At 37.9% G+C, this 12,348-nt stretch carries 18 protein-coding genes; 5 read left to right on the top strand and 13 right to left on the bottom strand.

All coding sequences use genetic code 11. The features are described 5' to 3' along the window. The first annotated feature begins 16 nt into the window (after positions 1–16). A complete protein-coding gene (locus ACXAE4_RS11085; RefSeq protein ID WP_014459175.1) occupies positions 17–778 on the top strand; it encodes an ABC transporter ATP-binding protein in 762 nt (253 codons plus the stop codon). Further along, entirely contained in the window at positions 768–2,711 is a 1,944-nt protein-coding gene (locus ACXAE4_RS11080; protein ID WP_289578081.1) for an FtsX-like permease family protein, read from the top strand. Before ACXAE4_RS11085 ends, ACXAE4_RS11080 begins: the two co-directional genes overlap by 11 nt. A gap of 48 nt (positions 2,712–2,759) precedes the next feature. Here ACXAE4_RS11080 and ACXAE4_RS11075 read toward each other — a convergent pair whose 3' ends face one another. The 3 genes from ACXAE4_RS11075 to ACXAE4_RS11065 form a co-directional block, all read right to left on the bottom strand. Then, on the bottom strand, positions 2,760–3,374 hold the full coding sequence (locus ACXAE4_RS11075; protein WP_289578083.1) for a GNAT family N-acetyltransferase: 615 nt from the start codon (positions 3,372–3,374) through the stop codon (positions 2,760–2,762). Positions 3,375–3,481: 107 nt separating this feature from the next. Continuing rightward, positions 3,482–4,084, bottom strand: a complete 603-nt coding sequence (locus tag ACXAE4_RS11070; protein WP_221817612.1) for a dienelactone hydrolase family protein — start codon at positions 4,082–4,084, stop codon at positions 3,482–3,484. A gap of 5 nt (positions 4,085–4,089) precedes the next feature. Next, positions 4,090–5,292 carry an aminotransferase-like domain-containing protein gene (locus ACXAE4_RS11065; RefSeq protein ID WP_475236025.1) on the bottom strand — a complete coding sequence of 401 codons (1,203 nt, stop codon included), beginning with the start codon at positions 5,290–5,292 and terminating at the stop codon, positions 4,090–4,092. Positions 5,293–5,811: 519 nt separating this feature from the next. On the opposite strand from ACXAE4_RS11065, the gene ACXAE4_RS11060 reads away from it, so the two are divergent. From ACXAE4_RS11060 to ACXAE4_RS11050, 3 genes are all read left to right on the top strand, one after another. Then, positions 5,812–6,138: a PadR family transcriptional regulator gene (locus ACXAE4_RS11060; protein ID WP_028414558.1), complete on the top strand. Its 327-nt coding sequence runs from the start codon at positions 5,812–5,814 to the stop codon at positions 6,136–6,138. Next, positions 6,139–6,678, top strand: a complete 540-nt coding sequence (locus ACXAE4_RS11055) for a DUF2812 domain-containing protein (RefSeq protein ID WP_475236023.1) — start codon at positions 6,139–6,141, stop codon at positions 6,676–6,678. Positions 6,679–6,773: 95 nt separating this feature from the next. Next, complete coding sequence (locus tag ACXAE4_RS11050; protein WP_221816836.1) at positions 6,774–6,950, top strand: hypothetical protein; 177 nt, start codon at positions 6,774–6,776, stop codon at positions 6,948–6,950. Between the two features lie 26 nt (positions 6,951–6,976). Here ACXAE4_RS11050 and ACXAE4_RS11045 read toward each other — a convergent pair whose 3' ends face one another. From ACXAE4_RS11045 to ACXAE4_RS11000, 10 genes are all read right to left on the bottom strand, one after another. Further along, on the bottom strand, positions 6,977–7,753 hold the full coding sequence (locus ACXAE4_RS11045; RefSeq protein WP_034263899.1) for a sulfite exporter TauE/SafE family protein: 777 nt from the start codon (positions 7,751–7,753) through the stop codon (positions 6,977–6,979). A 70-nt stretch (positions 7,754–7,823) separates the two neighbouring features. Then, on the bottom strand, positions 7,824–8,048 hold the full coding sequence (locus ACXAE4_RS11040; RefSeq protein WP_154991992.1) for a sulfurtransferase TusA family protein: 225 nt from the start codon (positions 8,046–8,048) through the stop codon (positions 7,824–7,826). Between the two features lie 24 nt (positions 8,049–8,072). Beyond that, positions 8,073–9,200, bottom strand: a complete 1,128-nt coding sequence (locus ACXAE4_RS11035; protein WP_224980316.1) for an MBL fold metallo-hydrolase — start codon at positions 9,198–9,200, stop codon at positions 8,073–8,075. A gap of 62 nt (positions 9,201–9,262) precedes the next feature. Further along, on the bottom strand, positions 9,263–9,814 hold the full coding sequence (locus ACXAE4_RS11030) for a sulfurtransferase TusA family protein (protein ID WP_224980317.1): 552 nt from the start codon (positions 9,812–9,814) through the stop codon (positions 9,263–9,265). 55 nt (positions 9,815–9,869) lie between these two features. Next, positions 9,870–10,166 carry a rhodanese-like domain-containing protein gene (locus ACXAE4_RS11025; RefSeq protein ID WP_224980318.1) on the bottom strand — a complete coding sequence of 99 codons (297 nt, stop codon included), beginning with the start codon at positions 10,164–10,166 and terminating at the stop codon, positions 9,870–9,872. 22 nt (positions 10,167–10,188) lie between these two features. Beyond that, the gene (locus tag ACXAE4_RS11020) at positions 10,189–10,545 is read right to left on the bottom strand and encodes a rhodanese-like domain-containing protein (protein WP_224980319.1); all 357 of its coding nucleotides are present in this window, start codon (positions 10,543–10,545) and stop codon (positions 10,189–10,191) included. A 27-nt stretch (positions 10,546–10,572) separates the two neighbouring features. Further along, positions 10,573–11,055: a DsrE/DsrF/DrsH-like family protein gene (locus tag ACXAE4_RS11015; RefSeq protein WP_013058040.1), complete on the bottom strand. Its 483-nt coding sequence runs from the start codon at positions 11,053–11,055 to the stop codon at positions 10,573–10,575. Positions 11,056–11,101: 46 nt separating this feature from the next. Continuing rightward, positions 11,102–11,329, bottom strand: coding sequence for a sulfurtransferase TusA family protein (locus ACXAE4_RS11010; RefSeq protein WP_028414566.1), 228 nt, complete (start codon positions 11,327–11,329; stop codon positions 11,102–11,104). Positions 11,330–11,420: 91 nt separating this feature from the next. Then, a complete protein-coding gene (locus ACXAE4_RS11005; protein WP_028414567.1) occupies positions 11,421–11,681 on the bottom strand; it encodes a metal-sensitive transcriptional regulator in 261 nt (86 codons plus the stop codon). Further along, the gene (locus tag ACXAE4_RS11000) at positions 11,671–12,030 is read right to left on the bottom strand and encodes a sulfurtransferase (protein WP_224980320.1); all 360 of its coding nucleotides are present in this window, start codon (positions 12,028–12,030) and stop codon (positions 11,671–11,673) included. The genes ACXAE4_RS11005 and ACXAE4_RS11000 overlap by 11 nt, the downstream gene beginning before the upstream one ends. Positions 12,031–12,348 lie beyond the last annotated feature (318 nt).

Raw genomic sequence — 12,348 nt, 5'->3', positions numbered from 1 at the left:
AAAGGAGTGAATACATATGAACATATTAGAAGCTACTAATATTCATAAAAGCTACGGAAATAAATTTAATAAACAAGAAGTATTAAAAGGTGTAGATATTACCATTATGAAAGGAGAATTTGTAGGAATTATGGGGGCTTCCGGCTCAGGTAAAACCACGCTTCTGAACGTGCTTTCCTCGATTGATAAAATCAACGGCGGAACCATCAAAATTGAAGGAAATGAAATTAGCAGAATGAAAGAAAAGCAGTTAGCAAACTTCCGAAAAACACATTTAGGCTTTATTTTTCAAGACTATAACTTGCTCGATACACTGACAGTCAAAGAAAATATCCTCTTGCCTCTTTCTGTTGTAAAAACTCCTTCAGCAGTAGCTCACAAAAAATTTGACGCGCTAGCCAAACAGCTCGGCATCTATGAGCTCAAAGATAAATATCCAAATGAAATTTCGGGCGGACAAAAGCAGCGTACTTCTGCTGCAAGAGCCTTTATTCATGAGCCAAGTATGATTTTTGCTGACGAACCAACCGGTGCACTTGACTCAAAAGCAGCTAGCGATTTGCTAAACAAACTGACCGAGCTTAATGACAAAAGAAGCGCAACAATTGTGATGGTAACGCATGACCCAGTGGCAGCCAGCTACTGCAGTAAAGTGATTTTTATAAAAGACGGACAAATTTATACGCAGCTTTATAAAGGGGATCAAACGCGAAAAGACTTCTTTGAAGATATTATGAAAACTCAAGGTGTACTAGGCGGAGTGCAAGATGAATATTAATCAGCTCGTCTTCCGCAACTTCAAAAAGAATGTAAAAAACTATTATTTGTACGTTTTTGCACTGGTTTTCAGCGCAGCTTTATATTTTGCTTTTGTCACGCTTCAGTACGATCCTGCTCTTGATGCAACCAAAGGCTCCATTAAAGGAGGCGCAGCCGTTCGGGCCGCTTCTGTTTTACTTGTAGCCATTGTTTCTATCTTTCTATTATATGCAAACACGATATTTATCAAACGGCGCAGTAAAGAAATTGGCTTATTTCAGCTAATTGGCATGACAAAAACAAGAATTTTTCGTATCTTGACGGCTGAAAATTTTATGCTGTACTTTAGCTCATTGATTGTCGGCATTTTAATCGGATTTTCATTTTCAAAAGCGGTCATTATGATTTTGTTTAAAATCACCGATACAAAAGGCATTGCCAAGCTTCACTTTTCAGAAGAAGCCTTGATTCAAACGCTGATTGTGTTCGGCGTCATCTATTTGTTAATCATGACGATGAACTATCTTTTTATTAAAAGACAGACCATTTTAGCCCTATTCCGCGTTACGTCATCTACAGAAAGCAAAACAAAAAAAATCAGTATTCTTGAAATTATTATTGGAATTCTTGGCATGATCTTTATTGCTTCCGGCTACTATATTTCTGCTAAATTGTTTGACGGATCTTTTACAAGCATGAATGCTTTGTCCATCGCAATGGTATCTATTTTAGCTTCGGTTATCATCGGAACCTATTTGTTTTATAAAGGCTCAGTTCGCTTTTTATTAAATTTGATGCGTAAAAGCAAAAAAGGCTATTTATCGATTAACGATGTATTATCTCTTTCTTCCATTATGTTTCGGATGAAATCAAACGCACTGTTGCTAACGGTGATTACAACCGTATCGGCTCTGGCTATTGGCCTATTGTGCTTGAGCTACATCTCTTATTATTCTGCTGAAAAGTCGGCCGAAGATTATGTACCTAACGATTTTGCTATAAATAATACAAAAGACGCTGCTTTGTTTAAAGCCGCGCTGGATCGAAAGAAAATAGCATATACGGAAAAAAAGATCGACGTCATCCAGGTAAAAGCAAACGTAAAAAACATCTTAGAAAATAATTTGGAAGGCCCGATGGTAGACTCGTCCGCTATGGTTTTTTCAGTTGTTAGCGAAAAATCTGTTAGTGGTGTAAATGTAGCTCAAAATGAAACTTTGTTTACCGGCTATAATGATATGCTTCAACGAGTAAATTCATTTAAAGATTCCGGAGAAATTGAGCTAATAGGAAAGAAAAAAGTCATTCCGCAAAAGTATATAGGTTTAAATCGAAAATTTCTCTTATCTACCTATTTTACGAGCGGTATGCCTACTGTGATTGTAGACGATTCTGTGTTTAATGAACTGGAAAAAGACGTGAATCCTTCTGTGCAAAAAGAATCTTCTGTGTACACAGGGATAGATATATCACAAAAAAATGACGTACCAAAAGCAAATAAGATTTTTAAAGAAGTGAAATTGGGCAATCACACCTTCAATGATTCGCGTATCGAAACGGTAGTAAGCCAAAAACAAGGTATGGGTCTAATTATGTTCATTGTCGCTTTTCTAGGACTGGCCTTTTTAATCACGTCAGGGTGCATTCTTTACTTTAAACAAATGGACGAAAGTGAAGATGAAAAGCCGAACTATACGATTCTTAGAAAACTCGGCTTCACTGAAAATGATTTACTAAAAGGCATAAAAATAAAGCAGCTTTTTAATTTCGGCATTCCGTTAATCGTAGGCTTGCTTCACAGCTATTTTGCCGTACAATCCGGCTGGTTCTTTTTTGGAACAGAGGTTTGGACACCAATGATTATCGTCATGATTGTCTATACGGCGCTGTACTCTATTTTTGGTATTTTATCTGTTCTTTACTATAAAAAAATTATTAAACAAGCTCTCTAAAAATAAAAAGCACAAGCTATAGCTTGTGCTTTTTATCTTTACATGCCATTAATTGCTGGCGTTTTCTTTATTTTCCGCACTGGCTTCATGTAAAAAATTTTCTAATCGCTTTTTGACAAACGGCCATTCGTCATCGATTATACTGAAGATGACCGAATCTCGTACGTATCCATCTGGTAAAAGCATATGTTTTCTGCTAATGCCTTCTTGCGTAGCACCTAACCGTTTAATAGCCGCTCTAGACCGCTTGTTTTGCGCATCCGTTTTGAATTGGACGCGGTGAAACTTCAGCTCTTCAAAACAGTATTTTAATAATAAATACTTACACTCCGTGTTGACTCGCGTTCGCCACACGGATGGATGATACCACGTCCACCCTATTTCTACGCTTTTGTTAGGAAGTGATATATCTAAAAATCTTGTGCTTCCTACAATTGAATGTGACTCTATATCAAATACAGCAAAAGGCAGCTCTCTTCCTTCCTGCTTTGCTGTTAAAGCACTTTCAATCAGCTGTTTCATATCACTTAGACGATGAACTTTTACCGGGAGGTGCTCCCAAATTTCTTTCGGTTTTGCAGCTTCATAGAGTCCTTGCTCATGCATGTTTTCAAGCGGTACTAGTTTTACTTTGGGTCCTACAAGTTCAACTGACTTTAGCATAACCTCGCTCCTTTTTGATACGTTTAAAGAAAATGTTAATACAGGTATACGTACTGAAAAAGGGTCAGTTTCTGCTTATTGCAAGGTATCACTTTCAGCGTGTATAGCTAGTGATCAGCTAAGTGCTTTTCGAGAAAGTCACTTACTGTTTGGAAGGCTTCGTCCGCTGATTCTTTATTAAAGGTTTGTGAAAAAGGATTCATAAACCCATGAAATCCATAAAACTTTTTGATTTCCAAAAGCGGCTCTCTTTTTTGCTCTAGTGAGTTTATTAAACAGTCTACATCAAATGTTTGCTCTTCAGCGGGAAAAATAAGAAGAGTTGGACACACAGGACGTCTATTTATATAGTCTCTAATGCGCGATCCGTAACAGCCAATCACAAAGTCACACAAATTGTTTTCACTGCATAGCCACGATATTGTAGCTCCTACACTAAATCCCATGATCCCTACTTCTTCATATTCTTGTTTTAGCTGAATTAACATGTTAGTAATTTGTTTTGAACCCTCGTCAATCCCAATGTTTTGAACAAAGTTCTGATAAGCCATTCCTTCTTCTTCATAACTATAAGAAACGTCTTTAGATAGTAAGTTAGGGCAGATAATATCTGCCCCTAACTTAGACAATTCCTGTTTTACAAACTTCATATGATCGTTCACACCGTATATTTCATGAATTAATAAAATGGCTTTATTTGATTTTTTCATTTCTTTTATAAAACAGTCGTTTCTCTCGCCAGTTCACGGTGCAATACGTCTCCCATGCGCTTCATGCCTTCTACGATTTGCTCCGCAGACATATTGGAATAATTCAAGCGCAGCGCGTTGTTTCTTGTACCGTTTGGAAAGAAAGGAGTTCCCGGCACGCAGGCTACGTTATTTTTTAGACATTCTGAAAAGATATGTGCTGAATCGATTCCTTTGGGCAGTTCCACCCAAATAAACAATCCGCCTTCTGGCTTACTGTAAGACAAATTCTCTGGGAAAAATTCTTCAATGCACGATAACATTTGCGTACATCGCTCTTTGTATACGGCTTTGATTTTTTGAATGTGCTCTTCGATATCGTAAAGCTCCATGTACTTAGCCGTTACGCGCTGAGCAAAGCTGTCGGTATGTAAGTCCGCCACTTGTTTAAACGCCACGTACTTATCAATGAAAGCTTCATCTGCGCACACCCAGCCGATTCGAAGACCTGGTGCAAAAATTTTAGAGAATGTGCTGATATAAATAACTCTGCCTTCTGTATCAAAATGCTTAACCGGCGGAAGGGTTTCTCCTGCAAATCGTACGCCTCCGTATGGATTGTCTTCTACAATCAGCACGTCGTATGCATTCGCAAGCTCGATCATTCGCTGACGTCTTTCTCGCGTTAAGGTGCGTCCTGTAGGGTTTTGAAAATCTGGAATTGTATAGATAAATTTAGCATGCGGATTTTCTTGAAGTTTTTTCTCCAGCTCTTCCATAATCATTCCGTCTTCGTCCATATCTACTTCTACAAACGTTGCATTGTAAGATTTGAAGACGTTGATGGCTGCTAGGTACGTTGGACTTTCACAGATTACCACGTCTCCGTCATTAAGAAACAGTCTTCCTGTAAGATCGATTGCCTGCTGAAATCCGGACGTAATTAAAATGTTTGAAACAGCGGACTCGATGCCGATATGCTTCATTCGTGTCGAAATGGCTTCTCGTAAAGGAATATACCCTTCAGTTGTACTGTATTGAAGCGAAGCGGCTCCGTCTTCATTTAATACGGCGCGGCACGCCTCGTTCATTGCTTCAACGGGAAACAGTTCCGGAGCCGGAAGTCCTCCTGCAAACGAAATCACTTCTGGTCGTTCCGTTACTTTTAAAATTTCGCGCGTTTCAGAGGATTTTACAAGACTAGCTCGTTGGGCAAATTTATCTTTCATTGATGATCATTCCTTTTTTAGATTTTAAACTTTTGCAGTGACTCAAACTTTCAATGGCAAAATTAATTATTCGAATAGTCAGAAAAATCAAGACGGATGCTTCTATTCATGAGATTATTCAGCTTTTACAGCTTGCAAGATGCCTTTTTAACAGACAACTAGCATGTGCGTCCTCTCTGACTCTCCCTTTCTCCTTTCAATATATATTTTTCTTATTCCCTATCTGTAATACAAATCAAAGGTCGTACGATAAATGTGGCCTTATATTTAATGTATGTTAAAAAGGATAACATAAAATTCAAATAAATAAACAATAAATTCTACAAATTCTTAATTTTTTATACAAATATATTTATCTCACTAAATGATTCTTCAAAATCATTCCTTTTATATATGTATCAAAGAAGTTCATTGCGCAATTACAAACCTAAAATTTAACATTTTCTATTGACTATTTATATCATTTAATGATATATATTAATTAACGATATATCGTTTAATGATATAAGGAGGTTGAATATGCCGCGAAACGATTCATTAGAGACAGGGGAACTTACCGACACGTCTTACTACATCTTAGTGTCCCTCATAGAAGCAAAACACGGGTATCTTATTATGAAAACCATTGAAGACATGACCAATCAACAGTTTTCAATTGGACCTGCATCTATGTACACTACAATTAAAAAACTTCTTGCAGCTGAGTTAATCATGCTTTATGGCGAAAGCAAAGACAAAAAGAAAACGTATGTTGCAACGGAAAAAGGAATTCAGTTTTTAAAAAAAGAAATTCAGCGCCGCAAAGAAATGATTAAGCACGCTGAAGATATTTTAGGAGGTTTATAAATGAAAAAGACAAAATACATACTGAGCGGCGGTATTGCTTTTACAGAGCAAGAAGATTTACAAAAGCTCAGCGACTATGCAAAAAAAGGCTGGCTGTTAGATCGTATGGTATTTTTTGGCTATGCATTAAAAAAAGGAGAACCTCAAGATTTTATCTATTCACTAGATTTTCAAAAACATGCAGATGATGAATATTTTATGCTGTTTGAAGAAGCTGGGTGGCAGCACGTTTGTACAACGGGTCATGCTACGCATATTTTCAGCGCGCCTCGTGGAACAAAACCTATCTATTCCGATATAGAAACCATTATTGACAAATACAAAAGAGAAAAACATTTTGTAGGTAAAGCAGCTCTATCTATTCTTGTTGCTATGGTGTTTCTGCTACTTTTTGACGTTATGAGCTTGTACGGCTGGATTCCGGAAGCAGTAGGTACAATAAGCGAGATTTTATTAGCGATTTCAACAGTAATTTTAGTATTTCCAGGACTTCCTTACCTTGCGTATCAGCGTAAGCTAAAAAAGCTTAGTAACACCTAAAGAGATTCCCTTTTCATTGACCTTCCGTATAAAACTCGTTATAATCCTTATTAACTCGATAAGATTTAAAGGTTTTAGTACAGGAGTGATGAAAAGTGAAATGGTTTCATTTTCTGTTTAATGAACGATGCCCAAAATGTAAGCAAGTGTTAAATACATCAAAATCTAATGCACTTCACGCGACTATAGTGAAAGTGTGTCCGTCTAACCACTACCAAAAAGAATTTCATCCTGCGCTTGAAACGTATGTGGAAAGTGATGAAGTGCTATAAAAAAAGCTATGGGAATCCATAGCTTTTTATAGTAGCCCCCACCAAATCTTAATTGCCGTTGCTAGAATCAAACCGGCAAGGATCCACTGAAGCACTTTTGTATTCATTTTCTGACCAACTTTTGCACCGACTGGAGAGGCAATTAAACTTGCCGCAACTAAAATAAGTGCCGGTATAAATGGGACTTGATGGGTCACCAGCTTTCCAACCGTTGAACCAATGGAAGAAATAAAGGTAACGGCTAGTGAAGTTGCGATGGTTATTCGAGTTGGAATTTTAAGCACCACAAGCATCACAGGAACTAAAATAAAGGCTCCTCCTGCTCCTAACACGCCTGCTACGGCTCCAATAAGTAGTGATAAAATAGAAGCTAACCCTTTATTGAATTGAAGTTCACCTTCTTTTATCTTATCTACATTTTTCTTTGGAATAAACATCATCATAACCGCAATAAGAGCTAAAACTCCATATACAACATTTAATCCTTGTTCACTCATATAATGTGAGAGGTAGCTTCCAAGCATGCTCCCAATTAGAATATTGCTGCCCATATATAAAATTAATGATTTATTTAAAAATCCGCTTTTTCGATACGCCCATACGCCGCCTAATGTCGCAAAGAATACTTGAATGGCTCCTGCACCTGAGACGTGATGAGCCGTTAATGCTCCTACTCCTACTAATGGAGGAATATATAACAGCATCGGATAATTAATAACAGACCCGCCAATACCGACCATACCGGAAATGAACGACCCAATAAATCCAATAAGAAAAAGCGTGATGATAAATGTAAGATCCATCTATAGTCGCTCCGTTTCATATAAGGAAAGGGTACCTTTTACAAGAGATACCCTTTTCGTCTATTATTTCTTATCCTTTTTTAATCCAAAATTTAAGAACGTCGCCTTCTTCTGTATGAAGAAGCTCGTGACCGCCCGATTTTGCCCAAGCTGCAAGGTCATTTTTCGCTCCTTTATCCGTTGCGTGAATTTCTAACACTTGACCTGGTTCTAGTTCATTCATTGCTTTTTTTGTTTTAACAATCGGCATTGGACATGCCAGCCCTTTTGCATCTAGTACTTTATTTGATTCCATTTCTCTCTCTCCTTTGTTTAGGTTTTAGCGAATCGCACAGCGGTTTGGTCCAATTTCCATTTCACGCTGTTTTTCTTCATCTGGGATTACTTTTCCCATGTTGGTTTCACGAATTTCTTGATACGCATTCGGCTGCGGCGGTAAATTATCTGTTACTAAGTGTCTGAACTCTGCTTCGTTTTCAATATTTAATCCATGATTTTTTGCAAACAACGTACCTAACTTTTCAGCTACGCTGCCGTTGTCATTTAGCTCATCAATAATCATAAAGTGAGCTGGTAATACGATTAACTCATCTGATAATGCTTTATAGCGTGTATAAAGCGTCTCGCGCAGATCGCCTACCCAGTCTTCAGCCATACCAGCTAAATCAGGACGTCCAATTGAATCGATGAACAAAATATCACCTGAAAGCAAGTATTGATCGTCTACGATAAAAGAAGTGGAACCAATCGTATGACCCGGTGAATAAAGAGGCTGAATCGTAATCGTTGTGTTACCAATTACGACATCGCTGCCTTCTTCTAAAGCCTTGTAGTCAAAAATCACTTCTTCTGCATCTTTTGGAGGCAGCCAGTACACTGCATTTGTTGCTTCCGCAATGACTCTTCCTCCTGAAATGTGATCTGCATGAAGGTGCGTATCAAACACGTGCTTAACAGTGACACCAAGTTCTTTGGCAAAGTTGATGTACACATCTGCCATACGCGTCGCGTCAATAATAGCAGCTTCCCCGTTTGATACGATCATATAAGATAAGCACCCTTTACCGATACGAACAAACTGATAAATTTCTCCGCCGTCTTTTAAATCGCCAACTTTAACAGGCTCTAAGTACTCACTCCACGCTTTCATACCGCCTTTAAGGTACGATACGGTAAGACCAGCTTCAGAAAGCATGTCAGCTACCATTACGGATGAACCTTCTTTAGCACAGACAACTAACACTTCTTTATCAGAAGGGATTTTTTCTAAGATTTCTTCTACTCCGTCTAAAAGATCGAAGTATGGAACATTTAAATGCTGAAATTGATGACCTTCAATTTTCCAATCGCTAAAATCACTTTCGTTACGAACGTCCAAGATAAATAACGCTTCTTTATTGATAATTTTAGATGTAACTTCTTTTGCAGTAAGTACATGTACTGTCATAATAAAATACCTCCTTAGGTATATGAACTATTAAAATTTTTTAATCCCTTATAATCGATTGGTTATTCTACTTTACCCGTCCAGTCACGCATACCGGGAACCACGTTAATTAAATGTTTAAACCCTTGCTTTTTCATTGTTTGGCCTGCCATTTCACTTCGTCTTCCAGAGTGGCAAATAATATAAATTTCATCTTCTTTATTTAACTCATTGAAACGTTTTTCTACTTCACCAAGCGGAATATGAACTACGCCTGGAATATGAGCTTCATCGTATTCTTCTACTTCACGAACGTCTAAAATATGAAGATGTTCATCATTTTCTACTTTTTTCGCAAATTCTTCTAATGAAATTTCAGGAATTGGCGTTACGTTTTCTTCAGCTCCGCCTTTACGAAGAAAGTGGTGAAGAACGTCACCTGCTGCCTCGGTACCTAAATACTCATGACCTGTGCTTTTTGCCCACGCTTGTAAGTCAGCCGTAGAGCCTTTATCCGTTGCTTGAATTTCTAGCACTTGACCTGCTTCTAATTCATTCATTTTCTTCTTTGTTTTTACGATTGGCATTGGACACGCTAGCCCTTTTGCATCTAATATGAAGTTTGCTTGCATCATTTCTTTTTCCTCCTTGGTTTAAATACTAGTAGGGGTATATTTTTATCTAAAAAAATTAGACCGTTTCCCCTTTCCATTCCATCATTCCGCCTGTCATATTCGTTACACTGTAGCCTTGCTGCTCAAGAAAACGAGCTGCCATTCCGCTTCTGCCTCCAGAACGACAGACAACGATATAATTCTTTGTTTTGTCTAACTCATGCATACGGAATTCCAATAAAGGAAGCGGAATATTTAACGCATTTGGTATTTTACCTGTTTTTACTTCCTCTACTTCACGCACGTCTAAAATGTGAATTTGTTCTTGTTTTTTTACTAAGTGTTCTACTTCTTGTGCTGCTATTGTCTTCACGCTACGTCTCCTCCTTCATGATTTATCTCCACGTATTCATGCCGCCTTTAACGTTGGTGATAGATGTAAAACCTTGCTTTTTCAACAGTTTACTTGCTTTCATACTTCTCATTCCGCTTTGACAAATAACGACTACTTCTCTGTCTTTTAAAAGCTGGCCTGTTTGCGCTGCCAGTTCTGATAAAGGAATGTTTCGAAATCCTTTAATATGTTTGGTGCGAAATTCATGTGATGTTCGCACATCGATAAACTGGTTATCTTTATTTTTTAACTTTGCTTTTAATTCCGTCGTGGCTATTTGCTGTATTCCTTTTACGGGTGCAAAACGCTGATACAAAAACCACAGCAGAAAGATGATAATAAGCGCATTGATAATCATATTAACCCTCGCTTCATGAGTTATCTTTTAGATGAATAAGTTTACGTTTCCGTCTTCTGCGTCGGCTAAATACGCCGCTACGCCTGCATATTCAATATTATCTAGCAGCTCTTTTTCCTGTAACCCTAGAAGATCCATCGTCATCGTACAAGCCACTAGCTTCACATCTTGTTCCTGTGCCATTTCAATAAGCTGCGGTAGCGTTAGGGCATTATGCTTTTTCATGACGTTTTTAATCATTTTAGGTCCCATACCTGCAAAGTTCATTTTAGATAAGCCCATTTTATCCGCACCGCGCGGCATCATTTTGCCAAACATCTTTTCTAAAAATCCTTTTTTCACCGGCACCATTTCTTCTTTACGAAGCGCATTCAATCCCCAAAACGTATGAAATATTGTCACTTCATGGTCATAAGCAGCCGCTCCGTTGGCAATAATATAAGCTGCCATCGCTTTATCATAATCACCGCTAAATAATACAATTGTTGTTCGTTTCTTTTGCTCAGTCATGTTGCTCCTCCTATTACCCTATGGGGTATATTTGAATTTAAAAAAATTAGCTCTTTTGAATGTAAAAGATAAATGTGCTTCCTTCTTCTTTAAAATCAATAAGCTCGTGTCCTGTTGATTTTGCCCAAGCTGTTAGATCACTTTTAGCACCTTTATCTGTCGTTTGCACTTCTAATACTTGGCCTGTTGTTAAAGTATCCATTGCCTTTTTTGTTTTGACGATTGGCATTGGACACGCTAATCCTTTTGCATCTAAAACTTGATCAATTTTCATAGTGTTTATCTCTCCTTTTATATACATATACCTGTAAGGGTATATTATACTAAATAATGATATTCGTCAACCTTAAATAAGGTGACAACGATTAACGACTTTTCACTAACAGCTGTACAGCTTCTTTCACTAACCCTTCCGTTGGCTCTCCTTGCTGAAGGCTTTCTCTGACGCACTGTTCAAGATTTCTGCTCACAATAACTCCCATTGTGCGATCAATGGCACTTCTTGCAGCAGATAATTGAGTCACGACGTCTCGGCAGTCTTTTCCTTGTTCCATCATGCTAAGCACGCCTTTTAACTGCCCTTCAATTCGGCGCAGCCGATTTTTCACTTGTTGGTTATACTCCATAATCGAATACCCCTTTCTTTCCTTTACTTTTACACGCTGCTAACTCATAGCTGCGTACTTCAAAACCTTTTTTTCGTAAGAACCGTACGCCTAAATTTAACTCCACTCTATCTCCGGCAATCAGATGAACGCTGCCCTGTGGAATTTCTGAATAAAAGCGTTTGAGATACGCATACGGCATAACTAACCCCTTAGAATCATGAACTTCATGATAATGACGAATATCTACAACCGTTCGCCCAAGTTCTTTTGCTTCAGATTCCCGTATGCACTGTATTCCTTTAACAGGATAATAACGTCTGTATGCAATAAATAAAATAGCAAGCAACAATACTGCTATATAAAGCATAACAATCACCGCCTTGCTATCGAATTGATGTTGGTTACATACTCCATATTATACCCCTACAGGTATATTGTCAAGCGAGAAAATTATAGTTGATTTTGCTTATTTACATGGATCCTTTCATACGAGCCAATCCACTTTATACAGTTTAGGAATCATGAATGTTTTCTTTAACCTGCTTTATTGTGTGTACCCCCTACCCTATAGATCAAACATACTTTTCCGTTTTCATGCATCACCTGGGCTCATATAAATGACTAGAAAATAAGCTTACTGCGTCATTCACGTCTACACACAAAAGGTCCAGTTCCTAAGGAGAAC

This window comes from Priestia sp. ABM2_011 (assembly GCF_056158845.1).
Note: the sequence above shows the minus strand (reverse complement) of the source record. Positions and strands in the feature narration are given on the sequence as shown.

What these genes read in the sequence shown, in the direction of transcription:
- ACXAE4_RS11085 (WP_014459175.1), top strand. Translation starts at nt 17, where the DNA reads ATGAACATATTAGAAGCTACTAATATTCATAAAAGCTACGGAAATAAA.
- ACXAE4_RS11055 (WP_475236023.1), top strand. Translation starts at nt 6,139, where the DNA reads ATGAAAAAGACAAAATACATACTGAGCGGCGGTATTGCTTTTACAGAG.
- ACXAE4_RS11080 (WP_289578081.1), top strand. Translation starts at nt 768, where the DNA reads ATGAATATTAATCAGCTCGTCTTCCGCAACTTCAAAAAGAATGTAAAA.
- ACXAE4_RS11030 (WP_224980317.1), bottom strand. Translation starts at nt 9,814, where the DNA reads ATGATGCAAGCAAACTTCATATTAGATGCAAAAGGGCTAGCGTGTCCA.
- ACXAE4_RS11070 (WP_221817612.1), bottom strand. Translation starts at nt 4,084, where the DNA reads ATGAAAAAATCAAATAAAGCCATTTTATTAATTCATGAAATATACGGT.
- ACXAE4_RS11060 (WP_028414558.1), top strand. Translation starts at nt 5,812, where the DNA reads ATGCCGCGAAACGATTCATTAGAGACAGGGGAACTTACCGACACGTCT.
- ACXAE4_RS11065 (WP_475236025.1), bottom strand. Translation starts at nt 5,292, where the DNA reads ATGAAAGATAAATTTGCCCAACGAGCTAGTCTTGTAAAATCCTCTGAA.
- ACXAE4_RS11045 (WP_034263899.1), bottom strand. Translation starts at nt 7,753, where the DNA reads ATGGATCTTACATTTATCATCACGCTTTTTCTTATTGGATTTATTGGG.
- ACXAE4_RS11010 (WP_028414566.1), bottom strand. Translation starts at nt 11,329, where the DNA reads ATGAAAATTGATCAAGTTTTAGATGCAAAAGGATTAGCGTGTCCAATG.
- ACXAE4_RS11000 (WP_224980320.1), bottom strand. Translation starts at nt 12,030, where the DNA reads ATGCTTTATATAGCAGTATTGTTGCTTGCTATTTTATTTATTGCATAC.
- ACXAE4_RS11020 (WP_224980319.1), bottom strand. Translation starts at nt 10,545, where the DNA reads ATGATTATCAATGCGCTTATTATCATCTTTCTGCTGTGGTTTTTGTAT.
- ACXAE4_RS11015 (WP_013058040.1), bottom strand. Translation starts at nt 11,055, where the DNA reads ATGACTGAGCAAAAGAAACGAACAACAATTGTATTATTTAGCGGTGAT.
- ACXAE4_RS11075 (WP_289578083.1), bottom strand. Translation starts at nt 3,374, where the DNA reads ATGCTAAAGTCAGTTGAACTTGTAGGACCCAAAGTAAAACTAGTACCG.
- ACXAE4_RS11005 (WP_028414567.1), bottom strand. Translation starts at nt 11,681, where the DNA reads ATGGAGTATAACCAACAAGTGAAAAATCGGCTGCGCCGAATTGAAGGG.
- ACXAE4_RS11040 (WP_154991992.1), bottom strand. Translation starts at nt 8,048, where the DNA reads ATGGAATCAAATAAAGTACTAGATGCAAAAGGGCTGGCATGTCCAATG.
- ACXAE4_RS11035 (WP_224980316.1), bottom strand. Translation starts at nt 9,200, where the DNA reads ATGACAGTACATGTACTTACTGCAAAAGAAGTTACATCTAAAATTATC.